The sequence below is a fragment of the Nocardia gipuzkoensis genome, from assembly GCF_021183645.1.
Classification (GTDB): Bacteria; Actinomycetota; Actinomycetes; order Mycobacteriales; family Mycobacteriaceae; genus Nocardia; species Nocardia abscessus.
Genome location: NZ_CP089225.1, coordinates 4,444,920 through 4,469,809, shown reverse-complemented (window position 1 = coordinate 4,469,809; position 24,890 = coordinate 4,444,920). Strand labels below are relative to the sequence as shown.

30 protein-coding genes are annotated in these 24,890 nt (G+C 68.5%); 15 read left to right on the top strand and 15 right to left on the bottom strand.

Annotated elements, in window-relative coordinates; genetic code table 11:
• Positions 1 to 186: 186 nt before the first annotated feature.
• From LTT66_RS20175 to LTT66_RS20165, 3 genes are all read left to right on the top strand, one after another.
• The gene (locus LTT66_RS20175; protein WP_195064877.1) at positions 187 to 438 is read left to right on the top strand and encodes a hypothetical protein; all 252 of its coding nucleotides are present in this window, start codon (positions 187 to 189) and stop codon (positions 436 to 438) included.
• A gap of 5 nt (positions 439 to 443) precedes the next feature.
• A complete protein-coding gene (locus LTT66_RS20170; RefSeq protein ID WP_233060131.1) occupies positions 444 to 773 on the top strand; it encodes a hypothetical protein in 330 nt (109 codons plus the stop codon).
• 153 nt (positions 774 to 926) lie between these two features.
• Complete coding sequence (locus LTT66_RS20165; RefSeq protein WP_233060130.1) at positions 927 to 1,469, top strand: hypothetical protein; 543 nt, start codon at positions 927 to 929, stop codon at positions 1,467 to 1,469.
• Between the two features lie 40 nt (positions 1,470 to 1,509).
• Here LTT66_RS20165 and LTT66_RS20160 read toward each other — a convergent pair whose 3' ends face one another.
• The 4 genes from LTT66_RS20160 to LTT66_RS20145 form a co-directional block, all read right to left on the bottom strand.
• A complete protein-coding gene (locus LTT66_RS20160) occupies positions 1,510 to 2,706 on the bottom strand; it encodes a C40 family peptidase (RefSeq protein WP_233060129.1) in 1,197 nt (398 codons plus the stop codon).
• A gap of 240 nt (positions 2,707 to 2,946) precedes the next feature.
• Complete coding sequence (locus LTT66_RS20155) at positions 2,947 to 3,798, bottom strand: TIGR02569 family protein (protein ID WP_181719187.1); 852 nt, start codon at positions 3,796 to 3,798, stop codon at positions 2,947 to 2,949.
• An 85-nt stretch (positions 3,799 to 3,883) separates the two neighbouring features.
• Positions 3,884 to 5,068, bottom strand: a complete 1,185-nt coding sequence (gene moeZ, locus LTT66_RS20150) for an adenylyltransferase/sulfurtransferase MoeZ (RefSeq protein ID WP_195064882.1) — start codon at positions 5,066 to 5,068, stop codon at positions 3,884 to 3,886.
• 142 nt (positions 5,069 to 5,210) lie between these two features.
• Positions 5,211 to 6,383: a DUF3152 domain-containing protein gene (locus tag LTT66_RS20145; RefSeq protein WP_408638653.1), complete on the bottom strand. Its 1,173-nt coding sequence runs from the start codon at positions 6,381 to 6,383 to the stop codon at positions 5,211 to 5,213.
• A gap of 282 nt (positions 6,384 to 6,665) precedes the next feature.
• Between LTT66_RS20145 and LTT66_RS20140 the strand changes: the two genes are divergently transcribed.
• Complete coding sequence (locus LTT66_RS20140; RefSeq protein ID WP_043696701.1) at positions 6,666 to 7,331, top strand: TetR/AcrR family transcriptional regulator; 666 nt, start codon at positions 6,666 to 6,668, stop codon at positions 7,329 to 7,331.
• A 79-nt stretch (positions 7,332 to 7,410) separates the two neighbouring features.
• Here the strand turns inward: LTT66_RS20140 and LTT66_RS20135 are convergent, their stop codons facing one another.
• Together LTT66_RS20135 and LTT66_RS20130 are read right to left on the bottom strand one after the other, a co-directional pair.
• Positions 7,411 to 7,638 (bottom strand): DUF3107 domain-containing protein, encoded by a 228-nt coding sequence (locus LTT66_RS20135; RefSeq protein WP_043696705.1) that lies wholly within the window; start codon positions 7,636 to 7,638, stop codon positions 7,411 to 7,413.
• A gap of 66 nt (positions 7,639 to 7,704) precedes the next feature.
• Positions 7,705 to 8,244: a YceI family protein gene (locus LTT66_RS20130; RefSeq protein ID WP_233060127.1), complete on the bottom strand. Its 540-nt coding sequence runs from the start codon at positions 8,242 to 8,244 to the stop codon at positions 7,705 to 7,707.
• Between the two features lie 102 nt (positions 8,245 to 8,346).
• On the opposite strand from LTT66_RS20130, the gene LTT66_RS20125 reads away from it, so the two are divergent.
• Complete coding sequence (locus LTT66_RS20125) at positions 8,347 to 9,183, top strand: helix-turn-helix domain-containing protein (protein WP_233060126.1); 837 nt, start codon at positions 8,347 to 8,349, stop codon at positions 9,181 to 9,183.
• Positions 9,184 to 9,195: 12 nt separating this feature from the next.
• Here LTT66_RS20125 and LTT66_RS20120 read toward each other — a convergent pair whose 3' ends face one another.
• From LTT66_RS20120 to LTT66_RS20110, 3 genes are read right to left on the bottom strand one after another with little or no spacing between them, the layout of a single operon-like run.
• Positions 9,196 to 9,897 carry a ferritin-like fold-containing protein gene (locus LTT66_RS20120; protein ID WP_181719192.1) on the bottom strand — a complete coding sequence of 234 codons (702 nt, stop codon included), beginning with the start codon at positions 9,895 to 9,897 and terminating at the stop codon, positions 9,196 to 9,198.
• Positions 9,898 to 9,924: 27 nt separating this feature from the next.
• Positions 9,925 to 10,980 (bottom strand): alpha/beta hydrolase, encoded by a 1,056-nt coding sequence (locus LTT66_RS20115; protein WP_233060125.1) that lies wholly within the window; start codon positions 10,978 to 10,980, stop codon positions 9,925 to 9,927.
• Positions 10,981 to 11,036: 56 nt separating this feature from the next.
• Positions 11,037 to 11,894, bottom strand: coding sequence for an SCO6745 family protein (locus LTT66_RS20110; protein ID WP_233060124.1), 858 nt, complete (start codon positions 11,892 to 11,894; stop codon positions 11,037 to 11,039).
• Between the two features lie 408 nt (positions 11,895 to 12,302).
• Between LTT66_RS20110 and LTT66_RS20105 the strand changes: the two genes are divergently transcribed.
• The 5 genes from LTT66_RS20105 to LTT66_RS20085 are packed head-to-tail and all read left to right on the top strand — an operon-like array spanning position 12,303 to position 17,221.
• Complete coding sequence (locus LTT66_RS20105; protein ID WP_233069340.1) at positions 12,303 to 14,078, top strand: DEAD/DEAH box helicase; 1,776 nt, start codon at positions 12,303 to 12,305, stop codon at positions 14,076 to 14,078.
• Between the two features lie 27 nt (positions 14,079 to 14,105).
• The gene (locus LTT66_RS20100) at positions 14,106 to 15,335 is read left to right on the top strand and encodes an Rv3212 family protein (RefSeq protein WP_233060123.1); all 1,230 of its coding nucleotides are present in this window, start codon (positions 14,106 to 14,108) and stop codon (positions 15,333 to 15,335) included.
• Between the two features lie 42 nt (positions 15,336 to 15,377).
• A complete protein-coding gene (locus tag LTT66_RS20095) occupies positions 15,378 to 15,983 on the top strand; it encodes an acid phosphatase (protein ID WP_233060122.1) in 606 nt (201 codons plus the stop codon).
• The gene (locus tag LTT66_RS20090) at positions 15,980 to 16,510 is read left to right on the top strand and encodes a GNAT family N-acetyltransferase (RefSeq protein ID WP_051169205.1); all 531 of its coding nucleotides are present in this window, start codon (positions 15,980 to 15,982) and stop codon (positions 16,508 to 16,510) included. Before LTT66_RS20095 ends, LTT66_RS20090 begins: the two co-directional genes overlap by 4 nt.
• A gap of 3 nt (positions 16,511 to 16,513) precedes the next feature.
• Positions 16,514 to 17,221: an endonuclease V gene (locus tag LTT66_RS20085; protein WP_233060121.1), complete on the top strand. Its 708-nt coding sequence runs from the start codon at positions 16,514 to 16,516 to the stop codon at positions 17,219 to 17,221.
• On the opposite strand, the gene LTT66_RS20080 is transcribed toward LTT66_RS20085, so the two are convergent.
• Positions 17,200 to 17,619, bottom strand: a complete 420-nt coding sequence (locus LTT66_RS20080; RefSeq protein WP_195064890.1) for a hypothetical protein — start codon at positions 17,617 to 17,619, stop codon at positions 17,200 to 17,202. The genes LTT66_RS20085 and LTT66_RS20080 overlap by 22 nt on opposite strands.
• A gap of 206 nt (positions 17,620 to 17,825) precedes the next feature.
• On the opposite strand from LTT66_RS20080, the gene LTT66_RS20075 reads away from it, so the two are divergent.
• Entirely contained in the window at positions 17,826 to 18,770 is a 945-nt protein-coding gene (locus LTT66_RS20075; RefSeq protein ID WP_195064891.1) for a diacylglycerol/lipid kinase family protein, read from the top strand.
• Positions 18,771 to 19,021: 251 nt separating this feature from the next.
• Entirely contained in the window at positions 19,022 to 19,276 is a 255-nt protein-coding gene (locus LTT66_RS20070) for a WhiB family transcriptional regulator (RefSeq protein WP_011211115.1), read from the top strand.
• A 419-nt stretch (positions 19,277 to 19,695) separates the two neighbouring features.
• On the opposite strand, the gene LTT66_RS20065 is transcribed toward LTT66_RS20070, so the two are convergent.
• Together LTT66_RS20065 and LTT66_RS20060 are read right to left on the bottom strand one after the other, a co-directional pair.
• The gene (locus LTT66_RS20065; protein ID WP_233060120.1) at positions 19,696 to 21,210 is read right to left on the bottom strand and encodes a sensor histidine kinase; all 1,515 of its coding nucleotides are present in this window, start codon (positions 21,208 to 21,210) and stop codon (positions 19,696 to 19,698) included.
• A gap of 17 nt (positions 21,211 to 21,227) precedes the next feature.
• Positions 21,228 to 21,443 (bottom strand): biotin/lipoyl-binding carrier protein, encoded by a 216-nt coding sequence (locus LTT66_RS20060; protein ID WP_043696739.1) that lies wholly within the window; start codon positions 21,441 to 21,443, stop codon positions 21,228 to 21,230.
• A 90-nt stretch (positions 21,444 to 21,533) separates the two neighbouring features.
• Here LTT66_RS20060 and LTT66_RS37435 point away from each other — a divergent pair, with 90 nt between their 5' ends.
• A complete protein-coding gene (locus LTT66_RS37435) occupies positions 21,534 to 21,608 on the top strand; it encodes a 50S ribosomal protein bL37 (RefSeq protein ID WP_022597109.1) in 75 nt (24 codons plus the stop codon).
• Positions 21,609 to 21,687: 79 nt separating this feature from the next.
• Here the strand turns inward: LTT66_RS37435 and rsrA are convergent, their stop codons facing one another.
• Entirely contained in the window at positions 21,688 to 21,954 is a 267-nt protein-coding gene (gene rsrA / locus LTT66_RS20055; protein ID WP_051169213.1) for a mycothiol system anti-sigma-R factor, read from the bottom strand.
• 20 nt (positions 21,955 to 21,974) lie between these two features.
• On the bottom strand, positions 21,975 to 22,733 hold the full coding sequence (locus LTT66_RS20050; protein WP_456299728.1) for a sigma-70 family RNA polymerase sigma factor: 759 nt from the start codon (positions 22,731 to 22,733) through the stop codon (positions 21,975 to 21,977).
• A 119-nt stretch (positions 22,734 to 22,852) separates the two neighbouring features.
• On the opposite strand from LTT66_RS20050, the gene ybaK reads away from it, so the two are divergent.
• The gene (gene ybaK, locus LTT66_RS20045) at positions 22,853 to 23,347 is read left to right on the top strand and encodes a Cys-tRNA(Pro) deacylase (protein ID WP_233060119.1); all 495 of its coding nucleotides are present in this window, start codon (positions 22,853 to 22,855) and stop codon (positions 23,345 to 23,347) included.
• Positions 23,348 to 23,419: 72 nt separating this feature from the next.
• Positions 23,420 to 23,725: a hypothetical protein gene (locus tag LTT66_RS20040; RefSeq protein WP_233060118.1), complete on the top strand. Its 306-nt coding sequence runs from the start codon at positions 23,420 to 23,422 to the stop codon at positions 23,723 to 23,725.
• 342 nt (positions 23,726 to 24,067) lie between these two features.
• Here LTT66_RS20040 and LTT66_RS20035 read toward each other — a convergent pair whose 3' ends face one another.
• Complete coding sequence (locus LTT66_RS20035; protein ID WP_233060117.1) at positions 24,068 to 24,856, bottom strand: SOS response-associated peptidase; 789 nt, start codon at positions 24,854 to 24,856, stop codon at positions 24,068 to 24,070.
• Positions 24,857 to 24,890: the final 34 nt, after the last annotated feature.

Below are 24,890 nucleotides of genomic sequence, written 5' to 3'. Positions count from 1 at the left end.
ATGGCCGAAGAACACGGAACAGAACTCGAATTCGTAACGAACTGTGCGGCAGGGGAAGGAAATACGCGCGGCCCGGCGAGTAACGACACCCGGTCGAGCAGTCACGGGTGTCGTGGAACGACGGATGCTCTGCTCGTCCTGCCCGACGTCTGCCTTCACGCCGACGTGCGACTGGCTCACGAGCAGATGCAAGTCCACCTGACCTGCCGAATCGAGCGGTGCGCGTGGAAGGCGGCGGCATACCGCACGCTGGTGTCCACGGGACGGCTCACGCCGCAGGCGGTGACCCACCGTGAACGCGCCGCCGCGCGTGGCATGCGGTTCCCGTCACATGACGAGTTCGGTAGCACCCACCCCGACCTCGACGTGCCCACCCTTCAGAAAGTGCTGGAGGGACTTTCGGCGCTGACGGGGTCAACGGAACCGCTGCGGGGGTGACGCGCTTGCATCGAACCACGATCGGAGCCGTGCAGGCCGGCTGGCGGGTGGTGGGAAGTCGCATCGAAATCGTCTTCTTACGCGACGCCGCCGATCCCACGCCCGCCTATCGGCTGCGCAACAACGGCGATATCGTGCCGATTCCGTTGGGACAGAACGGGTTCATCGCGTTCGACGAGCGCGCCCTTCCGGATCTGGCGCAGGTCCGCGAATGGTTCCCACGCCACTTCCGGCTATGGGACGCGGTGCGCGCCCAGTTTTGGGAGGTGTTGTTGCCCAGGGGCGGGGCACGCACCACGGATCTCGCCGCTCCGCCTCGATCGCCGCACGAGTGAATTCACCTGACCGCATCCACGGCGTGTTCAGGCGACAAACCGAAGAGGGAAATGTCCAAGCGACGCAATCGACCGCGGCACGAGTCGCGGAAGCCGACCGACTCCACCATTCGATATCCACCGCGCGCGACGATCGACGCGATACTCACGGCGATGATGGCCGAACGCCGCGCAGATGCCGCCGACGCCGACACCGTTCACTTCTGGGGATTCGCCCGCGCCGAGAACTCCGCCGCGCAGGACGCGGCCCACACCCCGATCGTTCTCGATCCGCACGCCGAACGCTCGCCCGTCCTGGATTCGGCTGAATGGCTGATCCGGAGATTCGCGGGCCGCATGTGGGGGTTCGGGCTCGCCTACCTGACGGTGGGCGAGATGTTCACCGGAGCCGAGGGCGTCCCCCGGGACGCGATACGGGCCGCCGCAGCGGGCCGCATGAGCGAACGCGCGACAGCCGACCCTATGTGCGCGGCAACGATCTTCGATGCCCGAGGGCGCGTCTACACGTCCCTGACGTACCTCCACCTGCCCGAACTCGGAGCGACGCCCACTTGGGCGAAGGACACCCGCCGATCCCTCGACACCTGGATCACGCTCTTCGACCAGCGTGCCGTAGCAGCGCACGTGTGGGCGGCGGCGATAACGCTCGATCCGCACGCCAACCACGCCGCCATAGCTCGGCTACGGTCGCACTGAAGCCTCCGGCCCCGGATGGTCCGATGCCGCGGGGGAACCGTCAGACCCTCGCGGTGTCGTTGGACGGCGGCCTGACCACACCGACAAGCGATCCCGCGTTTCTGTCATAGCTGTTGGATTGCAACCGATCACTGGAATTGCCTTCGATGGTGGTGATCCGGCCGGTGTTGGGATCCACGGACTTCACGATCCCCACATGGTCGGGAGTGCCGTCACCCTCCCAGTCGAAGATGATCATGTCCCCTTCCTTGGCACTCGCGATATTCCCCGCCAGCCCCATGTGCTTGGCGTCGTTCCAGATGGAGGGCACGTAGTTCGGGTTGGTCCAGTCGACGTTGTAGCCGGCCTGCTCCCACGTCCAAGTGGAGAAGGCAGCGCACCACGCGTCATTGATGTTGTACGGGGCCTTGTACCACTTGCCATCCGGGCCGCGGAACATCGGGACATTGTTGCCGCCCCTTTCGGTGACACCGAGCGCCAGTTGTTCCTCCGCCTTCGCGAGGATGTCGTTCCGAGTTCCGCTACCTTGGGTCCAGGTGGCATTGCTCGCGGTCGGCGCCCACGGAGCCCGAGATCCGGCATCGGGCGCGTTGCCATAGGGATTGCGCGGAAGATCCGGCATCATCTCGTAGATATTGCCCGCGTTTCTTCGCATGCCGCTGTCGGCGTCCTCGATCGTGCTGTGCACACGGTCCACGCCCTCCAAGATCAGCTGCAACAACCGGTTTTCTTCGGCGGGGGTCAGGTGCAGGTTGCCATCGGGCAGCCGAGTCAGCTGATGCTCACCGGGTTCGCGGCTGAGCTCGGTTTTGAGCCCGGCCACAATTCCCTCGACATCCTGGAACGCCTTGTTCGAGGTGTCGAAGCTCGCGATGGCGCGTTCGTTCACGCCGCTGTTCTGCGCTCGCAGTTTCGACGCCTTGTCCAGGATCGCACCGCGCTTGTCGTCGTATTTGTCGGTCAGCACCGACGATCCCGGCTCGAGTGTCTGGGCGCCGTCCTTGGTGAGCTCACGGCCGTCCGCGCTCAACAGCTTTTGATCTGCCAGCCAAGCGACCATGTCCGGCTGTCCGCCGTCCCAACCGGACGCGAACAGCAACACCGCGTTCTGCATGTACGCGTTCGCGGCGTCCACGACCGCGTTGAGACCGCCGCTGGCATACTTCGGATGCGGAAGGTCTTCGAGATCTATATCCGCGAGGGTTGTCATGCCTGCCCTCCACCCGGCGCGGTCCACGCGGCCGACATCCGCGGGACAACAAACAACATCCGTAACCTCTCTCGGCGAGAGTCTGCTAGCGCATGCGGCACACATGCACTACCGCGAGTATCGGGCATTCCCGACATTGGCAACTGAGGTCACTCCTGCGCGGTAGAGGGAGCGGACTCACTCCGACGCGTTGCCCGCCGAGCGCGCAAGGCCGCCGGTGGCAGCGCCTGCCGCGCCGGGCTCCGCGAAAATCTGTACGGCGCAGACTCAGAGGGTTAGCCGCACCATGTCCGCCGTGCGTGCCAGACCTGGAAACGCCTGGGGCGTCGAGCGCGGATGCAGCGCGTGCACGGCGAGGCGGAACATGACCGCGCGCAACAACATCTGCGGCCATTCCGGCAGGTCCGCCCAGCGATCGAGCAACCCGTCGTCGGCCCCGCCCCAGGACAGGGCATCCACCACGATCACGCCCGCCGCCCACGGCACCGGCCGCCAGTATGGGGTGATATCGGTGAGTCCGGGAGTGTGGGCGCCCGCGAACAGCACGGTGCCGAACAGGTCGCCGTGCACCAACTGCGGCGGCGTCTGCACCGGCTTGCGGAGGGTGGCCAGCTGGCCGATCAGTTCCAGGCTGCGCCGCCCGTCCGGGGAGGTCGACAGCGCCGCGCCGCCCGCGCGCAGGGTGCGCAGCGGCACCGGCTCCCAAGCTGCGCGGTCGGCGGCGACGAACACGTCGACGTCCACCCAGGGCATCACCGGCGGCTGCGCGAGGAAGCGTGGCCGCTCGAGGTTGGCCGTCGCCTGGTGCAGGCGCAGCGAGACGGAGACCACCTCGTCGTGCCGCGGTTCGGGAGCGCCCTCCAAGTAGGTGTCCGCACGCCAGCCGGACACCACGTAGCGGCCATCGGTCGCCCGCACCGGACGGGCCAGGCGCAGGCCGTCCACCTTCAACGTCTCCCGGGTCTTCGCCGACCACGCGGCGCGCGCGTGGTCGGCGACCGGACTGAGCACCACGTCACCGAAGCGCCAGCCACCTTCCCAGTCGCCGAGCGAAACCGGGGTCACTTCGCGCAGACCGAACGTGGCACGCACGTGCTCGGGAGGTTCCACAGAAGTCACGGCCGTACGGTACGTGGTGTCTGATTTGGCGCGCCTCCGGCGCGCCGTGTTCGCGGCGGTGTTGGTTTGTCCGCGCCCGCGTCTCTCAGTACACCGGCAGCGACTTGTCCACCTGGTTGGCCCAGGCGATCACGCCGCCTTGCAGGTGGGTGGCGTCGGAGAAGCCCGCGCGTTTGAGCGCGGCCAGGGCCTCGGCCGAACGCACGCCGGTCTTGCAGTGCAGCACGATCGGGCGGTTCTGCGGCAGCTCGGCCAGCGCCTCGCCGGACAGGATGCGATCCTTCGGGATCAGCCTGGCGCCCTCGATGTGCACGATGTCCCACTCGACCGGCTCACGCACGTCGATCAGCTCGATCTGCTTGCCCGAGGCCAGCAGCTCCTCGAGTTCGCGCGCGGTGATGGTGGACCCGGCTGCGGCCGCCTGGCCCTCGTCGGACACCACGCCGCAGAACGCCTCGTAGTCGATCAGCTCGGTGATCGGCTGACGCTCCGGATCGCGGCGCAGCTTGATGGTGCGGTAGTTCATGTCCAGTGCGTCGTAGACCATCAGCCGGCCCAGCAGCGGCTCGCCGATGCCGGTGATCAGCTTGATCGCCTCGGTCACCATCACCGAACCGATGGACGCGCACAGCACCCCGAGCACGCCGCCCTCGGCGCAGGACGGGACCATGCCGGGCGGCGGGGCCTCGGGGTACAGGTCGCGGTAGTTGATGCCGCGCCCGTCCGGGGCATCCTCCCAGAACACCGAGACCTGGCCCTCGAAGCGGTAGATCGAGCCCCAGACGTAGGGCTTGCCCGCGAGCACCGCGGCGTCGTTGACCAGGTAGCGGGTGGCGAAGTTGTCGGTGCCGTCGACGATCAGGTCGTACTCGCGAAACAGCTCGACCGCGTTCTCCGGTTCCAACCGGATCTTGTGCAGCCGGACGTCGATGCCGGAGTTGATCTCCAGGATCGAGTCGCGCGCGCTGTCGGCCTTCGGGCGGCCGATGTCGGATTCCCCGTGGATGATCTGACGCTGCAGGTTGGAGGCGTCCACCTCGTCGAACTCGACGATGCCGAGCGTGCCGACGCCCGCGGCGGCCAGGTACAGCAGGGCGGGCGAGCCGAGGCCACCGGCCCCGATCACCAGCACCTTGGCGTTCTTCAGACGTTTCTGTCCGTCCACGCCGAGATCGGGGATGATCAGGTGTCGGCTGTAGCGGGCTACCTCATCCCTGGTCAGCTCCGCGGCCGGCTCGACAAGTGGCGGCAGGGACTTGGGTGATGACACGTCCAGGACTCCTCGAATCGCTTGGCCGATCGCTGCGGCGGTGTGGCGCGCCCTTCTCGGGCTGCTCACTTCTGCAACACCGACGACCGGGCCGTTCTTCCCCGCCATCGTTCCGTATCACGGACGCACCGGGGCAACCGCCCTACCCGCGCGGGTAGGGCCAGGGGTTGAACCGGCAGTGCTTGCCGTCCATCGGGACCACGCCGTGCGGATCGAGGGCGGCGATGTCGTTGTTCTCGGTGCCGAAGGTCTGCTGCATCATCACCGGCGCCAACCCGCCCTCGGTCTCGCACGCCTGATGCTGGTGGTAGCCGATGGCGTGGCCGACCTCGTGGTTGATCAGATACTGCCGGTAGGACCCGATGTCGCCTTCGAAGGCGAGCGCGCCGCGCACCCAGCGGACCTCGGAGAGCACCACGCGGCGGCTGGCGGCGTTGTAGCAGGACGTATCGATCGGGATGTCGAAGCCGCATTCCTTGCGGCTGGAGCCGCGTGAGGTGAGCGAGACGCGGAAGTCCGCCTCGCCCTGGTCGACCCTGCGGAACGCGAACCTGGGGTCGTGCACCCAGCTCTTCGGATTGGCGAGGGTGGAGTCGATCATCTTGGCGACGGCCTCGTCACCGCCGAGGCCGGAGGTGTCCACGCCGTTCTCGATCTCCACGGTGTAGCGGAAGACGGTGCCGGTCCCGGTGCCGACCTGGGCCGTGTTGCCGGGCACCACGTGCCAGGCGCCACCGCCGGTCTCGGCGAAAGCGCCGCCTTCGGGCAGTGCACCGGCGGGGAGATCGGTGGGAAAACGCCCGTCACCGGGCGGAGCGCCGATGACGCCCGCGGTGGCGGTGGCGGAACTGAGGCGCCCGAGCCCCGGGTCCGGGCCGACGACGCTGCTGGGGCCGGTCGCGCGGATCGCGTCGACGACGACCAAGACGGTGATGACGACCAGTACGGGCAGGGCGTATGCCCGCCAACCGTAGGTCGAGACGAATCTGCCGAGCGCGCTCTGCTTCTTGGCGTCCCGCTCGGGGCGCCCCCTGGCTCTGCCCTCATCTGGCGCGGTGGGATCCCAGCGAGCGCGTAGCGGTTGGTGCGACCGGTCGGCCTTGTGCGAATAGAGACCGAGCGGGTCGTAGACCTCCACACCGTCCCGCTCCGGCTTCTGATCCGAAACGGGCGGTGGCGCAGTATCTTCGGACGCTTCGACCCGCTTGCGCTTACTCGTCCCGCGACCGGGTGACCCGCCGCCTGCCCCGGACCGCTTGGCTGCGCCGGTCCGAGCCGCACCATCGGATCGCGCCTCTGGCCAGGTTCTCGCCATGTGGTCCGACCCTACGGAACCGGGCGCGCCGGAGCCAGCCGGGCGGCGCGCACCACGCCGCCCGTCGGGTGGTCTGTCCGGGCGGTCGGTCACGTGCATCAGAGTCTCACAGCGGCGGATCCCCACTCACGGGCACACCGGACGGCGCCGTCGGTGCGACAATGCTCTGCGGGTGGCACCAGTTGCCCGGCCCCGATCCGCGGGCGGGCAACAACCGGGTATCGTTCATGGGATAACCCGGTGCACACCCCTTTTGCCGGGGAATCGACTGGGAGAGCCGAAATGACTGACCTCGTGGACCGGATGACGTCCCGTAGATCGTCGTCCGAGGCCATGGCACCCGCCAAACGCGGTACCCGGCTTCCGCGCGACGAGCGACGTCAACAGCTACTCGCGGCGGCAAGCGAAGTCTTCGTGCAGCGGGGCTACCACGCCGCGGGCATGGACGAGATCTCGCAATGCGCCGGTGTGAGCAAGCCGGTGCTGTATCAGCACTTCAGTAGCAAGCTGGAGCTCTACCTCGCGGTGCTGCAGAACTACGTCGACATTCTCGTGTCCAGCGTCCGCCAGGCGCTGCGCTCCACCACCAGCAACAAGCAGCGTGTGCGCGCGGCGGTGCAGGCGTACTTCGATTTCGTCGACCACGAGATGCAGGGTTTCCGCTTGGTCTTCGAGTCCGACCTGACCAGCGAGCCGCAGGTGCAGCGCCGGGTCGAGCAGGCCACCGAGGCGTGCGTGGACGCGGTCTTCGACCTGGTGGCGCACGACTCGGGCCTGGACCCCTACCGAGCCCGCATCCTGGCCGTCGGCCTGGTCGGCGCGAGCCAGTTCACCGCGCGGTACTGGCTGGAGGCCGATCGGCCGATCCCGAAGGAGGAGGCGGTCGACACCACCGTCTCGCTCGCATGGGGCGGCCTGAAGCACGTGCCGCTGCACCCGATCGACTGAACGGGTACGACGACGAACGAGCCCCTGTCCCCGAGCGATCGGGGGCAGGGGCTCGTCGTGTATGTGGCGGGGGCCGGGATCAGACGGCGGCGAAACCGACGCGACCGCCGGTGGTCGAGCCGATCTCGACGTAGGCGACCTTCGCCGCCTGGATCAGGAACTTGCGGCCCTTCTCGTCGGACAGCGACAAGACCCCACCGTCGCCGCCGAACGCACCGGACACCAGCGCCTCGACCTCTTCCTGGGTCTGCGCGCTGTTGATCACCAGCTCGCGCGGGCTATCCGAAATACCGATCTTGACCTCCACGGCCAACCTCCGAACCTGAGAGTCCTGTGCTGTCGAGTCCAGGCTAGTGGGAGCCGCCGGTGGGGCTCACTTGGGCTCGATGAGCTGGATCTCCAGTTCGATCTTCACGGTGTCGCTGAGCATGCCGGGGAGGGCGCCTCCCACGCCGAAGTCGGTGCGCTTGATGGCGCCGGTGGCGGAGAAGCCCGCGTGCCGGTCGCCGGTCGGGCCGAAGTCCTGCACGCCGCCCCACTCGACCTCCAAGGTGACCGGCTTGGTGATCGTGCCGAGCGTGGCTTCGCCCTCCACCTCGAAGGTCTCCGCGACGGCCACCGGGCGGGTGGCGCGGAAGGTGAGCGTGGGGCGGTTGGCGACGTCGAGGAAGTCGGCGGTGCGGATGTGCGCGTCGCGGTCGGGGTTGCCGGTGTCGAAGGAGTCGAGGTGGATCGTCGCGCCGATGGTGGCCGCGCCCGACTCGTCGACCACGAATTCGGTCTCGAACCGGGTGAACCCGCCGCGCACCTTGGAGATGCCGAGATGGCGAACGGTGAAGGCGACCGAGGAGTGCGCGGCGTCCAGCGCCCACGATCCGGATTTCAGCGTGGTGGATTCCGAAGCAGTAGTCATGCCTCCGACAATGACCGGACCACGGTCCGTTAGCCAGACCGCCGTTATCCTGGACCTGACAGGGCGCGGATAACCGTCCCCGGACCGGGCACGATGGGATGTATGGCTCGTAACGGATTCGCGGAATTCCTCATCGCGCGGCGCGCCGAGCTGCGGCCGTCGGATGTCGGCATGCCCGAGGGCGGACGCCGCAGGACGCCCGGTCTGCGCCGGGAAGAAGTCGCCGTCCGCGCGGGAGTGAGCGCCGACTACCTGGCCCGGCTGGAGCAGGGGCGCGACACCAACCCGTCGGTCGCGGTGATCGACGCCTTGGCCGACGCGCTGCTGCTGCGTGGCGGCGACCGCCACTACTTCAGCATGCTCGCACTCGCCTCCGGCAACGAATCCCGCTGCCCGGGTAAGGAATCCGCCGAGGAGCGCCTCGCCCCGACAATCGAGACGATCCTGCACGCCCTGCACCCGACGCCGGCGTTCGTGGTCGGTCGCAGGCTCAACGTGCTGGGCTGGAACCCTGCGTGGGCCGATTTCGTCGCTCCGCTGGGGCTGCTGGACGGGCCCGATCAGCCGAATCTCGCCTGGTACACGTTCAGGCATCCCGCCGCGCGGCGCGTCCTGCTCAACTGGGAGCAGGCCGCCGACGCCTTCACCGCCGCGCTCGGCTGCGCCAAACTGCACTGGCCGGGCGACGACACGCTGCTGGAGACGATCGAGGCGCTGCGCGAACTCCCGGATTTCGCGCAGCGCTGGAAACCGCATCGGATGGACGCCGCGGGCTCCGGGATGCTGCGCCTGGACCATCCCGTGCACGGCATGGTCGAAGTACCGTTCGAGACCCTGGAGGCCGACCGCGATCAGAGCGTGGTCGTCTGGTTGGTCAACCGGGCGAGCACCCATGCGCCCGGATTGCGGCTGGTGGCCAACCGCGCGGCGAACGAGTAGCCGCGCTCGGACTCAGATGCCGAGTACCGCCATCCGCTCGGCGTGACTGTCCTGCATCCGCTCGAACAGCGCCGCGATGCCGTTGAGGTCGCCGGTGGCGGTGAGCACCAGATCGGTGAGTTCGTCGCGCTGCGCCATGACGTACTGGGCCTGCGTGATCGCCTCCCCGAGCAGCCGCCTGCCCCACAGGGTGAGCCGGTCGCGTTCGGAGCGGCTTTCGGTGACCGCCCGGCGCACCTCCTCGACGACGAACTCCGAGTGGCGGGTCTCGGCGAGCACGTCGCGGACCACCGCGGCGACGTCGGGGGTCAGCGCACCCGCGATCTCGGTGTAGAAGTCGGCGGCGATGCCGTCACCGACGTAGAACTTCACCATCGACTCCAACCACGTGGAAGGGTCGGTGGAGGTGTGGTAGTCGTCCAACGCGCGCACGAACGGCGCCATGGCGTCGAACACATCGGAGCCGCGCGCGGCGAGCGCGGACTCGAGCGTCTTGAAATGCTCCATCTCCGCCGCGGCCATCTTCGCCACCGCCACTTTGCCCCGCAAGTTCGGGGACAGCTTGGCCTCCTCGGCCAGCCGGTAGAACGCGGAGATCTCGCCGTAGGCGAGTACCGCGAACAGATCGGTCACGCCGGGATGGCTCGCGGGGATGGAGAGGCTTGCTGGGTCGGTCGACGAAACACCTAACGCGGCAGGTGACTGTGCTCCCATGCGGCCCAGCGTAATACTCACCGCGGTTCACGCGGTTTCGGCCAGGAACTTCTCGAGATAACTCCAGGTGGTGTCACGCGCGGTCGGGGCGGCCAGGATGCCCAGGTGGCTACCCGGCGCGGCTTCATAGCGGACCGTCGCCGCTCCGGTGAGCACGCGGGCGCCCGCCTCGACGGCGGGAGCCGGGGTGATCACATCGGAGGGCCCGCCGATCAGCAGGACCGGCGCGGTCACCTTCGCCAGCTCGATCCGGCGCCCGCCCAGTACAACGACACCGCGACCGATGTCGTTGTGCAGAATGAACCGCCCCCACAGCTGGCCGTAGAAACGCCCCGGATATCCCGGCATCTCCGCCATGAACCGATCGATCGTCTCCATCTTCGCCAGCGCCTCGGTGCGCGCGATATTGCTCGCGACGAACCACGGCCTGGTCAGTTCGCGATCCCAGGCGGTGACCTTGTAGCCGATTCGAGTCAGTGTCGCAGGAACGCCACCGGCTGCCCGGATGACGGTGGAGGTGGCCCGGCCGCCGGTGAGTTTCGCGACGGCGCGCAGCTGCGGAACGCCGGTCATCCGGTCATAGTCCAGCGGCGAGCCGACAGCCGTGATCGACCGGATGGGCAGCTCGGGGTGTGCCGCCGCGGTCAGCAGGGAAAGCGTGCCGCCGAGGGACCAGCCGACCAGATCCACCGGCTGTCCGTCACGATCGGCACTGGTGCGCAGCACCGCCTCGGGCAGGATGTCATCGATCCAGTCCTCGAAGCCCATGCGACGGTCGGCGAAGGTGATCTCGCCGTAGTCGACGACGTACGGGCTGCGGCCGATCTCCAGCAGGAAACGCGCCAGGCTCTGGTCGGGCCGCAGGTCGAAACAGGTCGCGGGCGCGGCGAGCGGCGGGACCAGCAGGACGGCCGAATCCCCTTCGACCACATCGCCGTCCGCTCGTTCGAACCGCCGCAGTTGCCGGTGCGGCTGGTCCCACAGAACCGTCGCGGGAGTCGGGTCCGGCGCCTCGATGCCGGAGCCGAAGGTCAGTGCCCACGCGTTGCGTGCGGCGGTGGTGACAGTGTCGGCAAGGCTCACAGCGAAAAGAGTCTCATATCCCGGTACCGTCGGTAACAGGCAACTCCCCGACCTCGCTACCTGGGCCCCATGCCGACCGGATTGAGCGGCGGCACCACCGCCTCCTGCACACCGCGCACCAGCGGCGCGAGCGACGTGGTCAGCTCGGTGATCGCGTCGGCCGACAGCACCGCGAGCGCTCCGGTCCACGCGGCTTCGTCGGTCTCGGCCTCCACCGCGGCCAGCAGGTGCGCGCCGCTACTGGTGAGCGTCGGCGTGACCGGCTCTCCGTCGACCACGCCCCGGGCGCGCAACTCGTCGAAGGCGTCCGCCCATTCCGCTTCCGACACCCCGCGCGCGGGGCGCATCACCGATTCCGGCGCCTTACCCGCGGCCACCTGCGCGACGAGCGCCTGACGTCCGCTCAGGCCGTGGGTGACCAAGGCCGCGACATGACCGTCACCCCGATGCTCACGCAGCGACGTGGCCAGCTGCCAGAGCGCGGCCACCGGATCGGCGGGCAGCGGCAGGGCCGCGTTGGCCGCGAACAGCGCCCGCCCGGTCGGATCGGCCGCACGCTGGACCGGCGCGAGCAACTCGACCGCACGGGCGCACACCGCGTCACCCGCGCCGACGCTGCGCAGCAGTCCGGTGGCCAGGTCGAGCCGGGCGGCCAGGCAGCGTTGCGGCGTCGCCCGCTCCCACGCCTCCGGCAGTGCCCGGCGCACCATGTCGGGGTGGAATCCGGCGAAGGTCGCCAGCACCGTCGCGGGCGTCACCGCACCCAGCGGCGCTGCGCGAAAAGCGAAGTAGGTCTGCCAGTAGCCGCGCAAGCCGATCCCGACGCCCGCCTCCTTGACGCCGGTTCCGAAATAGACGACATCGTGTAGCGGTTCGAGCGTCGCCCAGATTTGCCGCGCCGGATGAATTCCCATGTCGCGCAGCGTACGTCGACGGTCGGCGCGGCGAAAGATCCCCGCGATCCGGCGGATTTTCCACAGCGCGCCGCTGTGGCAATTCGAGCGACGCACAATATCACGCTACAATCTCCTCGGACAACGAAAAGTTTCGCTCGACAGAGTTGCCGGACGTCGCGCTCACGCACACCGCGGGGACGCCGCCACGACCGCCGACCGGTCCGAGTGCGAAGTTTTCGTTGGACAGGAAAATGTGCGCGCACCAGATCCGCGTCACCAGTGCGCCGCGCCGATGTTTTGCGAGGTAGCCGCCGCTTTTCGCGGCAGGCGCCCGGCATCCGGAGCGTGGCCGGGTGGAGTATCGCCTGCGGAGTCGTGGTTGTCGTGGACCGCCCGGTCCGCCCCACCTCGTGCGCGCGGGACGTGATTACGAGGAAGGCACGAACCCTGAGCAAGATCACAGTCGATCAGGAACCAGGTCTGGCGGAGACCCTGTTGACGGCCGAACTGGACGCGACACACACCTCCCCGACTTTCGCCGAATTGGGCGTGCGCGCGGAAATCGTCCGCGCACTCGGTGAGATCGGAATCGAACGTACTTTCGCTATTCAAGAACTGACCCTCCCGCTGGCGCTCGCCGGTGAGGATCTCATTGGTCAGGCCCGCACCGGTATGGGTAAAACCTTCGGATTCGGGGTGCCGCTGCTGCACCGGATCGCGACCGCGGATACCGGCACCACACCGCTGGACGGCACGCCGCGAGCGCTGATCATCGTGCCGACGCGCGAGCTGTGCATCCAGGTCACCAAGGATCTGGAGAACGCGAGCAAGTACCTGACCAACCACCAGGGGCCGCTGCGCGTCGTCTCCATCTACGGCGGCCGCCCCTACGAGGCGCAGATCGCAGCGCTGCGGTCAGGTGTCGACGTGGTGGTCGGCACACCCGGCCGACTACTGGACCTCGCCGACCAGCAGCACTTGATCCTCGGCAAGATCGGCGTGCTCGTGCTGGACGAGGCCGACGAGATGCTGGATCTGGGCTTCCTGCCGGACATCGAGCGCATCCTCGGCATGGTCCCGGACAAGCGCCAGACCATGCTGTTCTCCGCGACCATGCCCGGGCCGATCATCACCCTGGCGCGCACCTTCCTGACCCGCCCCACCCATATCCGGGCCGAGGAACCGCACGATTCCGCGGTGCACGACCGCACCGCGCAGTTCGTCTACCGCGCCCACGCCTTGGACAAGAGCGAGCTGATCGCGCGCATCCTGCAGGCCGAGAGCCGGGGCGCCACGATGATCTTCACGCGGACCAAGCGCACGGCGCAGAAGGTAGCCGACGACCTGGCCGAGCGCGGGTTCTCGGTCGGCGCGGTGCACGGCGACCTGGGGCAGATCGCCCGGGAGAAGGCGCTGACCAAGTTCCGCAAGGGCGCCATCGACGTACTGGTCGCGACCGACGTCGCGGCGCGTGGCATCGACATCGACGACGTCACGCACGTGATCAACTACCAGTGCCCGGAGGACGAGAAGACCTACGTGCACCGGATCGGGCGTACCGGCCGGGCCGGACGCACCGGCGTCGCGGTGACGCTGATCGACTGGGACGAGCTCAACCGCTGGTCGTCGATCGACAAAGCACTCGGACTCGGCATCCCCGACCCGGTCGAGACGTACTCGCGCTCGCCGCACCTGTACGCGGAACTCGGCATTCCCGAGGGCGTGACCGGTGTGATCCGCAAGGCCAAGCCGGAACGGGATGCCGAGGCGGTCGTGGTCGAACGCCCGGCCCGCGCCCCGCGCAAGCGCAACCGCAGGCGTACCCGAGGCGGTCAGCCGATCGACGGCACCCCGAACGCCGCCGCCGACGACGCGGCCGGCACCGAGGCGCCCGCGAGCGCGGAGGCCACGCCTTCGCAGCAGGCGGCAGACGAGGCCGACGGGACCGACAAGCCCGCCCGCCGCAGGCGCAGGCGGCGCAAGCCGACCGGCGACGCGACCGACAACACCGCGGGCGACGAGTCGAGCACCGACGCCTCGGACGATGACGTCGTCACGGAGGAATCCGGCGCCTCGGACGAAACCGGCAGCACCGAGCGGCCCGCGCGCCGTCGGCGCAGGCGTCGGCGTTCCGACGAGGGCGACGCCGCGACCGAGGACACCGGGAGCGAGGCGGAGCCCGCGGCCGCCGCGTCGGCCTGATCGGCCGGATCGGCTAGTCTCGCACTCGTGCTCGCACCCGAGCGGCGGACGCGCGCCGACATCATCTCCGCGGTCGCGATCGCGGTTCTGGTCGTGATCGCCGGGGCCGTGGTGTGGGTGCGCGGGGACGCGCACGGCACCGAATCGGTGACCGCGTCGTCCACCGTGCCGACCCCGGCCGCGGCCGACCAGCTGCCTGCTTCGCTGCGGGAACTATGGCGCGCCCCGGACGGCGCGAGCGCGCGAGCGCTGGTGTCGGGCGGCGCCGCGGTGACCGCTGACGGCGACACGGTCACCGGCCGGGATCCGCGCACCGGCGACCAGCTGTGGAAGTACCGGCGTGACATGCCGCTGTGCGGGACCGAAGTGCAGTACGGCATGGTGATCGCGGTCTACCGCGACGAGCGCGGCTGCAGCCAGGCCACGATGCTGGCCGGTGACAGCGGCGCTCGCCGCACGGCGCGCAGCAGCTATATGGATGGGGACCTGCGGTTGTCGGTCGACGGCACCTACCTGCTGGCGCAGGGGCCGCGGCGGCTGGAGATGTGGCGCTCGGACCTGGTGCGCACCGTGGAGTACGGCTTCGTCGACGCACCGGTGAACGTCAAGACCCAGCCGCGCAAGGGCTGCACCCTGTTGTCGTCCGGTTCCAGCCCGTCTCGGCTCGCCGTGCTGGAGCGCTGCCCCGCCGACCCGGCCGACCGGCTCACCGTGCTCAACCCCGCTCCCAAGGACAACACCGTGCCCGAGGAGTACGGGTCGCACGTATTGACCGGTCCCGGAGCGGATTCCGGCGCGGCCCGGGTGGTCGCGGTGTCCGACAGCCGGATCGTGCTCTACTTCCCCGGCATCGCGCAGGGCGCCGAGCCGTTGCCGCCGCGCCTGGCCGTCTACGACGGAAACGGCAACCCCATTGTGGTGCACCAGCTTTCGGCACCGCTGAGCGAGACCGCCACGACCACCCGCATCGGTTCGGCCTATCTGGTCTTCACCGGCAACAGCGTGATCGCCTTGAACGGCAGCACCTTCGACCCACTGTGGACCGCGGGCGGAGCCCTTGGATCCCCCGCGCTCATGGCGGGCAAACTGCTGCTGCCCGTCACGGGCGCACTCGCTGTGCTCGACCCGGCAACGGGAGCCGAAGTGGGGCGCATCCCCGTGGAACGGCCCGGCCATTCCGGTAGCCCCATCTCCCTCACCGTGATCGGGACGACCGTACTCGAGCTGCGCGACGGCGAATTGCACGCTTTCGGCTGACCGAGCATCGGCGGACCGTCATCGGTGGACCATCATGGAGGCATGCCCGCACTCGATGATGCCCGTGTTGTGCTGCTCCGCCACGGCGAGACCAGCTGGTCGACGCAGCGGCGGCATACCGGCCGCACCGATCTCCCGCTCACCGAGCGCGGCGAAGAACAGGCCGAGGCCGCAGGCGCCTTGCTCGCCACGCTCGCACTGCGAAACCCTTTGGTGCGCACCAGCCCACGATTGCGCGCGATGCGCACCGCGGAACTGGCCGGGCTCACCGGCGCCGTGGTCGACGGCGACCTCGCTGAGTGGGACTACGGCGCCTACGAGGGCCTGACCACTCCACAGATCCGCGAGTCCGTGCCCGGATGGACCATCTGGACCGGCACGGCGCCGGACGGTGAGACCGCGCAGCAGGTGCGCGAGCGCGCCGACCGGGTGCTGGCCGTCGTGACACCGGTGCTGCCGGAGCGGGATATCGTGCTGGTCGGGCACGGCCACTTCTCCCGGGCGCTGATCGCCCGCTGGGCCGAATTCGAAGTCCGGGAGGGCCGCCGATTCGCCATGTCGACCGGTGCGCTGACCGTGCTCGGCTACGAACACGACGCGCGCGCGATCCGCGCGCACAACCTGGTACCCCACGGAGCGTCACTGTGACCCGACCCGCCCCCACCGCCGACACCACCGCCGTCGACCTCGGCGCCGCCGTCCTGCGCCGCGCCGTCGCTTCCGACGTTCCCGCCCTGGTCGGCCTCATCTACGACCTGGCCGAGTACGAGAAGGCCAGGCACGAGTGCACGGTCACCGCCGAGCAACTGCGCGCCGCGCTGTTCGGACCGGAGCCCAAGGTCTTCGCGCACGTGGTGGCCGACGGGCCGGAACTGCTCGGCTGCGCCATCTGGTTCCTCAACTTCTCCACCTGGGACGGCGTGCACGGCATCTACCTGGAGGACCTCTACGTCAAGCCGGAGACCAGGGGCAAGGGCTACGGCAAGGCGCTGCTGGCGGCCCTGGCGAAGGAGGCGGTCGACCACGGCTACAGCCGCGTGGCCTGGTCGGTGCTGACCTGGAACAAGCCCTCGATCGACTTCTACGAGTCGATCGGCGCCGTGGCCCAGGACGAATGGGCCGGCTACCGGCTGGCAGGCGACGCGCTCGGCGAGCTGGCCGCCGAGGCGCGGTAGCGCGTGTCCTGGTTCCCGCCGCTCGATCCCGAGTCCTGGCCCGCCACCGCCGAAGCGGCGATGGCGCTGCAGGACGAATTACGGCCGCTGGTCTCTCCGATCACCCCGCCGGGCGCACGGTTTCGCACGGTCGCCGGGCTCGACTCCGCCTACGACGACACCGGCGCCGTAGCCGCGGCCGTCGTCGTCCTGGCCGCGGACACCCTGCGCCCGGTCACGTCCGCCGTCGCGCATGGCCTCGCCGATTTTCCGTACGTGCCCGGTCTGCTCGCCTTCCGTGAGATCCCGGCCACCCTCGCCGCACTCGAAAAGCTCGGCAGCGCACCGGATCTGCTGGTCTGCGACGGCCAAGGACTCGCGCATCCGCGGCGCTTCGGCCTCGCCTGCCACCTCGGACTGCTCACCGGGGTGCCGACCATCGGCGTGGCGAAGACCGTGTGGGGCGACTACGCCGAGCCGGGCCCCGAACGCGGCGCATCCACCGACATCACCATCGACAGGGCGGTGGTCGGGCGGGCACTGCGCACCAGAACCGGCGTCAAACCGGTGTTCGTCTCCGTGGGGCATCGCATCGACCTCGACACCGCTTGCGCGCAGGTGCTCGCGCTGACCCCGCGGTACCGGATACCGGAGACGACCCGGCACGCCGACCACCTCTGCCGGGCCGCGCTGCGCACCGCGAGCGGGGACTATTCCGGCTCGACCCCGTAGTCCTCGGCCATCCAGCGAGTCGACGGCGGCGCGAACAGCAGCACCAGCGCGCCGACCGCGGCTACCCCGAGCAGCGTGCCGTAGACCGGCTGATGCGAGTCGGTGAGCAGCGACCAGGTGACCGGGAGCAGCAGCAGCTGCGCGATGACGGCGATGGCGCGGCCCCAGCGTTTGCCCAGCAGCAGACCCACGCCCGCGGCCAACACCGCGCCGCCGAGGATGCCGAACCAGGCGGCCGTGCCGTACCCGCTCGTGGCGGACTGGTCGTGACCGAGGAGCCCGCGCACCACCAGCACGATCGCGACGACCACGGCGACGACTCCTTCGAGGGTCACCAGAGTGCCTGCCGCCCGCACCGTGGCCGGAACGGCCCCCGCCGCCGGGCCCTTGTCGCTCACGACCGCGCCTCGCGGGCACTCGGCTCCGTCGTGCCCGATAGCGCACGGTATCCACGCTTGCATCGCTGACGCTCGTTCACGCGGCAAGCCTACGACCCGCTCGGCGCGCGTCGTCGCCGCCGCGGCGTCTGCCCGGCAACAGCGGACCGCCGGGCCCCCGCTCGCCGCTTTTCCGGCGCGCTCCGGCGGCCAACTAGGCTGCCATCGTGCGGACGCTGCTGATCGTGAACCCGAATGCCACCTCGACCACACCGGCGACCCGGGACCTACTCGCGCACGCTCTGGAGAGCCGCACCCAGCTGACCGTTGCGCACACCCAGCACCGCGGCCACGCCGCGGAACTGGCCCAGTGGGCAGCGACCAACGAGATGGACCTGATCGTCGTGCACGGCGGCGACGGGACGGTCAACGAGACCATCAACGGCTTCCTGCCGCTACCGGTGCTGGACGACGGCCAGGCCTGGCTGCCGCGCCTCGGCGTGATCCCCGGCGGCTCGGCGAACGTCTTCGCCAGGGCGCTCGGCATCTCTCCCGACCCGGTGACCGCGACCAATCAACTCATCGATCTGCTCACGCTGGAGACCGATCGCCGGATCGGTCTCGGACTGGCCGACGACCGGTGGTTCTGCTTCAGCGCCGGGGTCGGCTTGGACGCCGACGTCTGCGAGGCGATCGACGCCAGCCGCGCCCGCGGCCGCACCGCCACTCCGGCGCGTTATGTTCGAACAACTGTGCGACAATTCTTCCTGGCCAAGCGCAAGGAACCGAGCGTTCGGGTGGAAATTCCGGGCCACACGTCCGTAGACGGTGTGCATTACGCCTTCGTTACCAACACCACACCGTGGACCTACCTGAATGCCACGCCGGTGCACACCAACCCCGGCACCCGGTTCGAAACGGGCCTCGGCGTGTTCGCGGTGCGCTCCATGGCCGTGGTACCCACCCTGCTGCTCGCGCGGCAACTTCTGACGCCCCACGGGAATCCCAAGTCCCGCAATTTATTTCGTGAAGACGACGTTCCCACCGTACGAATCGAGTCCAAAGAACCCATCGGCCTGCAAATCGATGGCGACTTCATCGGGAAGCGCAACGTGGTGGATTTCACGGCGGTGCCCGACATCCTCGCCGTGATCGCACCACGCCCGCTCTGAGGGCGAAACGCCGTGAAAAACATCGCAGTTGTGCTGCGAAAACCAGGTGGAGCGAGTACAAAGGACCGGGCAGGCTCCCCGTACGGGGGCCTTTGAGCGTGACCTTCCCCACGGTGCACCGCGTGCCTATTGACATCTACGGTGTTCGTGAAAGCATTCACAAGCAACCGTGCGGAAACATTCGAGTCGCACAAGTGAACGATCCACAAACCATAGGCGCCCTGCGCGGCGCCCAGCAAAGGAGCAGAGGAATGGACTGGCGCCACAAGGCCATCTGTCGCGATGAGGACCCCGAGCTGTTCTTCCCGGTGGGTAACAGTGGTCCGGCGCTCGCGCAGATTGCCGATGCCAAGCTGGTCTGCGCTCGCTGCCCCGTAACCGCTGACTGCCTGTCCTGGGCCCTGAAGTCCGGACAAGACGCCGGCGTGTGGGGTGGTATGAGCGAGGACGAGCGCCGGGCGCTGAAGCGTCGCAACGCGCGTACCCGCACCCGCACCGTCGTCTGATCAGACGACCGGCATTACCGGGCCATTCAGCCCGGCCCGGTAACGCATTTCAGCCCGGCACCCAAAGGTGCCGGGCTGTGTTGTTTTTATGCGCACGACCGCGAACTGGAAATACCCGGTCTCGCTTCGCGCGGAAACGGGCACCGGACCAATGCCGTTGCGTGATAGGGCTATAGCCGCGGCGCGGATTACCGTGCGACAGGGCCGCGGTTCGACTCGCCTATGAGCGTGACTTATGGGAAAGTGATGGGTTTCCGAGCCGGTCGGCGTCATCAATCCGCTCACCACCCTCGCATTCCACTCGATGCGGACATTCGAGGAACCACTGCGACGCAAGCCGTGTACAGCGGCCGCTCGCGACATCCGAGCAACAACTCGCAGGGCGTCGGACGCGACGCGTGCCGAAGCGTCGGACCCGGTCAGCGGCCCGAGCGGCGGCCCAGCGGAACGCGCAGGACGGCATCGGTGCCGATATCGGCGCCGGGATGCAAACCGATGGAGCCGCCGAGTTCGGCCGTGACCAAGGTCCGCACGATCTGCAGGCCGAGCCGGTCGGAGGATTCCAGGCTGAACCCGGGCGGCAGACCGCGCCCGTCGTCGCTGATGATCACGTCGAGCCAGCGGGCCGAACGCTCGGAACGGATTGTCACCGTGCCGTTTTCGCCCGAATCGAAGGCGTGCTCGATGGCGTTCTGCACCAGTTCGGTGAGCACCATCACCAGCGGGGTGGCGCGCTCGGCGGAGAAGACGCCGAGCGAACCCGCGCGGCGCACCTTGATCCGCGCGGTGTGCACGGTGGCCACGTCGGCCATGATCGGCAGCAGCCGGTCCACGACCTCGTCGAGATCGACCTCTTCGTCCACCGACATGGACAGCATCTCGTGCACCGACGCGATGGAGGTGACCCTGCGCACCGACTCGGTGAGCGCGACCTGCGCCTCCTCGTTCTCGGTGCGGCGGGCTTGCAGGCGCAGCAGCGCGGCGACGGTCTGCAGGTTGTTCTTGACCCGGTGGTGGATCTCCCGGATGGTGGCGTCCTTGCTCAGCAGCGCGCGGTCGCGCCGCTTGACCTCGGTGACGTCGCGCACGAGCACGGCCGCGCCGGCCAGTTCACCGTGCGGGCGCAGCACGAGGGTGCGCAGCAGCACGGTGGCTCCCCGCGCCTCGACCTCCATCCGCCGCCCGGTCCGCCCGGCCAGGGCGGCTTGGATGTCGCCGACCACTTCCTGCGCGTCGAACGGGTCGGTGATCAGTGAACGTGTGGTGACCGCGAGGTCCTGGCCGGCCAAGTCGGCCTGCAAGCCCATCCGGTGGTAGGCCGACAGCGCGTTCGGGCTGGCGTAGACCACGATGCCGTCGGTGTCGAGCCGGATGAATCCGTCGCCCGCGCGCGGGCTGGAATGGGTGGCGGCGCGATCCTCCGTGGTCGGGAAGGTGCCGTCGGCGATCATCTGGCACAGGTCGTCCGCGCAGGCCACGTACGCGCTCTCCAGCTGACTGCGGACCCGGGAGCGTTGCAGATCGGTGTCCCGGCTCAGCACCGCGATCACGTCGTCACCGCAGCGCACGGGGATCGCCTCGCGGATCGCGTGCACCGGATGCGGGTGGTAGACGCCGGAGGCCTCGACCTCGCTGTCGGCTCGGACGGTCACGCCGGTCGCCAGCGCCTCGAACACCTGCGGATGGTCGGACTGCAAGGCAGCCGTGCCGACCAGGTCCTCCTGGTGCACGGTGGGCGCTGTGGTGGGACGGCACTGCGCGACGCACACGATGTCCGCGCCCTCCGCTATCGGGCCCGCACCGACCCACAGCAGCAGATCGGCGAAGGACAGATCGGCCAGCAGCTGCCAATCGCCCACTACGCGCTGCAGATGGTCTACGGCGACGCCGGGTAGGTCGGTGTGCTCGGCCAGCAGCTCGCTCAGGGTCGCCATGCAGATCTACCGCTCGATCAGGAGATGACGGCGATCAGGTGGCCCGCTTTGATCGCGTCGCCTTCCTTGACACCGACCGACGTCACAGTGCCGCTGGACTCCGCGAGCACCGGGATCTCCATCTTCATGGACTCGAGGATCACCAAAGTGTCGCCCTCCTGGACCTCGTCACCCTCCTGGACGACCACCTGGTACACGACCGACACCAGCTCGGCGAGCACTTCCTCAGCCATGGCACCCCATTCACTCGTTGGCCTGCATCCGCTGACGGTACAGCCAACCACACGTGAAAGAATGGCCTTCAACCAGAAGGGAGAATACTCATGGGTAAGCGCGGACGTAAGAAGCGTAGCCGCAAGGGGAACGCAGCCAACCACGGCAAGCGGCCCAACGCCTGAGCGCGACGCTCGGCGCCGAAAGCACGAAGCGGCACGCCCTTCCGGCTGGAAGGCGTGCCGCTCGCGTTGCACGGACCGGCTAGTCCGAAGTCTCGACCGACGTCTCGCTGGTGACGACCGTCCGGCGGATCTCGATCGTCAAACGCTCCCGCAGCGAATCGGGCGCACGGTCGCCCCCGCACTTGCGGCTGAGCAAGCCTTTGATCTTCTCCTCGATGCCGTAAGCCTCGATACAGGGGCTGCAGTGCTCCATGTGGTGCTGCAACCGGGCACGAGTCGCCTCGTCACACTCCCCGTCGAGCATCAACCACACGTCGGCGAGTACCGCCGTGCAGTCGAGCTCCATGTCGGGGTCCCGCTCGGTACTCACTGCTTGACCTCCTGGCGTTCCCCCGAACGGTTGAATCCACGCTCGCGCGCCACGTCGGCGAGCAAACCCTTCAGTTGTTTCCGGCCCCGATGCAGCCGGGACATCACCGTACCGATGGGAGTGCCCATGATGTCGGCGATCTCCTTGTACGGGAAGCCCTCGACGTCCGCGTAGTACACCGCCATCCGGAATTCCTCCGGCAGCTCCTGCAGCGCGGCCTTGATGTCGTCGTCCGGCAGCGCGTCCAGCGCCTCGACCTCGGCCGAGCGCAACCCCTGTGAGGTGTGCTCCGCGGTCGCGGCCAGCTGCCAGTCGGTGATCTCGTCGGTCGGGTACTGCGCGGGCTGGCGCTGCTTCTTGCGGTAGGAGTTGATGTAGGTGTTGGTCAGGATCCGGTACAGCCACGCCCGGAGGTTGGTGCCCTCCCGGAACGACTTGAACCCCTGAAACGCCTTGACGTAGGTCTCCTGGACCAGGTCCTCGGCATCGGCCGGGTTCCTGGTCATGCGCAGCGCGGCGCCGTAGAGCTGGTCCAGCAGCGGGAGCGCGTCCCGCTCGAACCGCTGTGCCAGTTCGGCATCGTCGACGGCGGCGACATCGTCGGCCACCACGTCATCGTCGCTCGTCACACCTGTCCCTTCGATCGCCGTACCTGCCAAATCTACCGGTATCGGCATATCGAGGGAGAACCCGCCTTCCGTCGGGGACACCTCGGTCCCCAGCGGACGGTCGTCGAGCAGTACGGGCACAGGCATCTCCTTCACGTCTCCATAGGGCCTGCTCACGGCGGTGAAAAGCATTCCGAGCGCTATGTACCGGCTACAACATGCGCGGGGCTTCGGGTGTTCCCGGCGCCGCCGCTAAGGTTTCGGCCATGGCAGCAGGCTCGACTCCGGCGATCCGCGCGTTGACCCAGGCGAAGGTGTCCCACCGTGTGCACGCCTACAAGCACGATCCGCGGTCCGACTCCTACGGCACCGAGGCCGTCGACGCACTGGCCGGTGAACTAGGGGTCGTGGCCGAGCAGATCTTCAAGACCTTGGTCATCGAACTGGCCACCGGTTCGCTCGCGGTGGCCGTACTCCCGGTGCCGAACACGTTGTCACTCAAAGCCGCCGCCGCGGCGCTCGGCGCGTCGAAGGCGAGCATGGCGGACAAGACCAGGGCGGAGAAGACGACCGGATACGTGCTCGGCGGCATCTCACCGCTCGGTCAGCGCAAACCGCTGCCCACTGTGATCGACCACTCGGCGCTGACCTGGGACCGAGTCCTGTGCAGCGCGGGCCGGCGCGGACTGGAGATCGAGCTCGCGCCCGCCGATCTGGTCCGGCTCACCGCCGCGGTGACCGCGCCCGTGACATCCGCGTAATTCGGCCACCATCGCCGCGATCTGTGCGTTACTGAACAGGCCAAATCGATACGACTCGAGGATGTGATGCGAATGATGTCCCAGCGTTTGCGCACCGTGATCGTCGCGTTGTCCGGAGCTCTCGTCTTGGCCCTCGGTTCGATTACGCTCCTCGCACCCGAGGTCGCCGCCGCACCGAACACCCCACCGGTCACGCAGGTCAGCGATTCCGTATTCGACTTCGACGGGGACGGGCAGGGCTCGAAAAGCGGTGACGACAAGGCGGGCAAGGCCGAGAAGCTCAGCGGCAACGTCACCACCAAGCTGATCGACCTGGTCGCCGGAATCATCAAATGCGGGCTGAATATCGCCTCACCCAGCGTGAAGTGCTCGCTGTAATTTCTGCGGTGTTGTTTTTCCAGCGCCTGCGGCGCTGGGTGTTCGCGGCCCCCTTGTGGCTCGCGTCCGAGCGACCGCCGCTGGCGACTGCGTCGCGGACGCGGCGGCCGCTCGGACGCGAGCCGGGCCGCGAACGGCGCATGCTCGGTCTCGCTTCGCTCGAAACCGGGAGTCGGGCTGGTGTGTTGCGTGACGCGGTAACGTCATCGAGCTTGCGGCGATCGCCGGACTACGGCTGGACGCTACCGCTGCGACACCGTTGCCGACTCGGCCGGTCGGACACGAGCCAGGAGATCGCCGTGCTCGCGACGGCGTGGGGGGACACGGGTGGGCAGCATGCGCTCAAAGGAGGCTGATCTGCTCGGCTTCCTTCTGATCCTCTACTCGGGCAAGTAGTTCCGGGCCGTTGTTGCGCACGCTGTTGACCAGCATGGGCACCGGCCGGGGCACGATTCCGGCGACCGCGTCCTCCGACGGCGTCTCCAGCAGGCTCGCGGGGGCCGGGTGATCCGGGTCCAGCCACGCCGCCCAGTGCTCCTGCGGCATGGGCAGCGGCATCCGGTCGTGGATGCGGGTGAGGTCGCCGACCGCATCGGTGGTCAGGATGGTGCACGACAGCAGCGGCTCGCTCTCCGGCTGAGACCGGTCGCGCCAGATCGACCACAGACCGGCCATGTAGAGACGGGAACCGTCGGCGTTGGCCATGTAGTACGGGTGCTTGGCGACCTTGCCTTTCGGGCCCTTTTCGCCGTTCGGCTCGACCACCCACTCGTACCAGCCGTCCATCGGCACCAGGCAGCGCCGGTACTTCACCGCGTCACGGAAGGACGGCGTGCCGGCGGCCTTGTCGGCGCGCGCGTTGAACAGCGGTTTTCCCTTGACCGGGACACCGGGCTCGGCGGCCTTGGTCCATGTCGGGATCAGTCCCCAGCGCATGCGCCGGATACGGCGCTTCGGGTCGTCGTCCTCGCGGCCGTGGTCGTGTCGCTCGACCACGGTGAGGACCTGGGTGGTCGGAGCGACGTTGTAGTTGGTGAAAGAGCTCTGGTCGGCGGCCTCGGTCTCATCGATCGCATCCAACTCGACCGCGAGCCTGCCCGGGTTGGTCGTGGTCGCATATCGTCCGCACATATCCCGATAGTCCCACCCGCCACCGACAGAGTCG

Excerpts from the sequence above, each read along its gene's own strand:
- LTT66_RS20175 (WP_195064877.1), top strand. The coding sequence starts at position 187 with ATGCAAGTCCACCTGACCTGCCGAATCGAGCGGTGCGCGTGGAAGGCG.
- LTT66_RS20165 (WP_233060130.1), top strand. The coding sequence starts at position 927 with ATGATGGCCGAACGCCGCGCAGATGCCGCCGACGCCGACACCGTTCAC.
- LTT66_RS20145 (WP_408638653.1), bottom strand. The coding sequence starts at position 6,383 with ATGGCGAGAACCTGGCCAGAGGCGCGATCCGATGGTGCGGCTCGGACC.
- LTT66_RS20140 (WP_043696701.1), top strand. The coding sequence starts at position 6,666 with ATGACTGACCTCGTGGACCGGATGACGTCCCGTAGATCGTCGTCCGAG.
- LTT66_RS20130 (WP_233060127.1), bottom strand. The coding sequence starts at position 8,244 with ATGACTACTGCTTCGGAATCCACCACGCTGAAATCCGGATCGTGGGCG.
- LTT66_RS20125 (WP_233060126.1), top strand. The coding sequence starts at position 8,347 with ATGGCTCGTAACGGATTCGCGGAATTCCTCATCGCGCGGCGCGCCGAG.
- LTT66_RS20120 (WP_181719192.1), bottom strand. The coding sequence starts at position 9,897 with ATGGGAGCACAGTCACCTGCCGCGTTAGGTGTTTCGTCGACCGACCCA.
- LTT66_RS20110 (WP_233060124.1), bottom strand. The coding sequence starts at position 11,894 with ATGGGAATTCATCCGGCGCGGCAAATCTGGGCGACGCTCGAACCGCTA.
- LTT66_RS20095 (WP_233060122.1), top strand. The coding sequence starts at position 15,378 with ATGCCCGCACTCGATGATGCCCGTGTTGTGCTGCTCCGCCACGGCGAG.
- LTT66_RS20070 (WP_011211115.1), top strand. The coding sequence starts at position 19,022 with ATGGACTGGCGCCACAAGGCCATCTGTCGCGATGAGGACCCCGAGCTG.
- LTT66_RS20065 (WP_233060120.1), bottom strand. The coding sequence starts at position 21,210 with ATGGCGACCCTGAGCGAGCTGCTGGCCGAGCACACCGACCTACCCGGC.
- LTT66_RS20060 (WP_043696739.1), bottom strand. The coding sequence starts at position 21,443 with ATGGCTGAGGAAGTGCTCGCCGAGCTGGTGTCGGTCGTGTACCAGGTG.
- rsrA (WP_051169213.1), bottom strand. The coding sequence starts at position 21,954 with ATGGAGCTCGACTGCACGGCGGTACTCGCCGACGTGTGGTTGATGCTC.
- LTT66_RS20050 (WP_456299728.1), bottom strand. The coding sequence starts at position 22,733 with ATGCCTGTGCCCGTACTGCTCGACGACCGTCCGCTGGGGACCGAGGTG.
- ybaK (WP_233060119.1), top strand. The coding sequence starts at position 22,853 with ATGGCAGCAGGCTCGACTCCGGCGATCCGCGCGTTGACCCAGGCGAAG.
- LTT66_RS20040 (WP_233060118.1), top strand. The coding sequence starts at position 23,420 with ATGATGTCCCAGCGTTTGCGCACCGTGATCGTCGCGTTGTCCGGAGCT.
- LTT66_RS20035 (WP_233060117.1), bottom strand. The coding sequence starts at position 24,856 with ATGTGCGGACGATATGCGACCACGACCAACCCGGGCAGGCTCGCGGTC.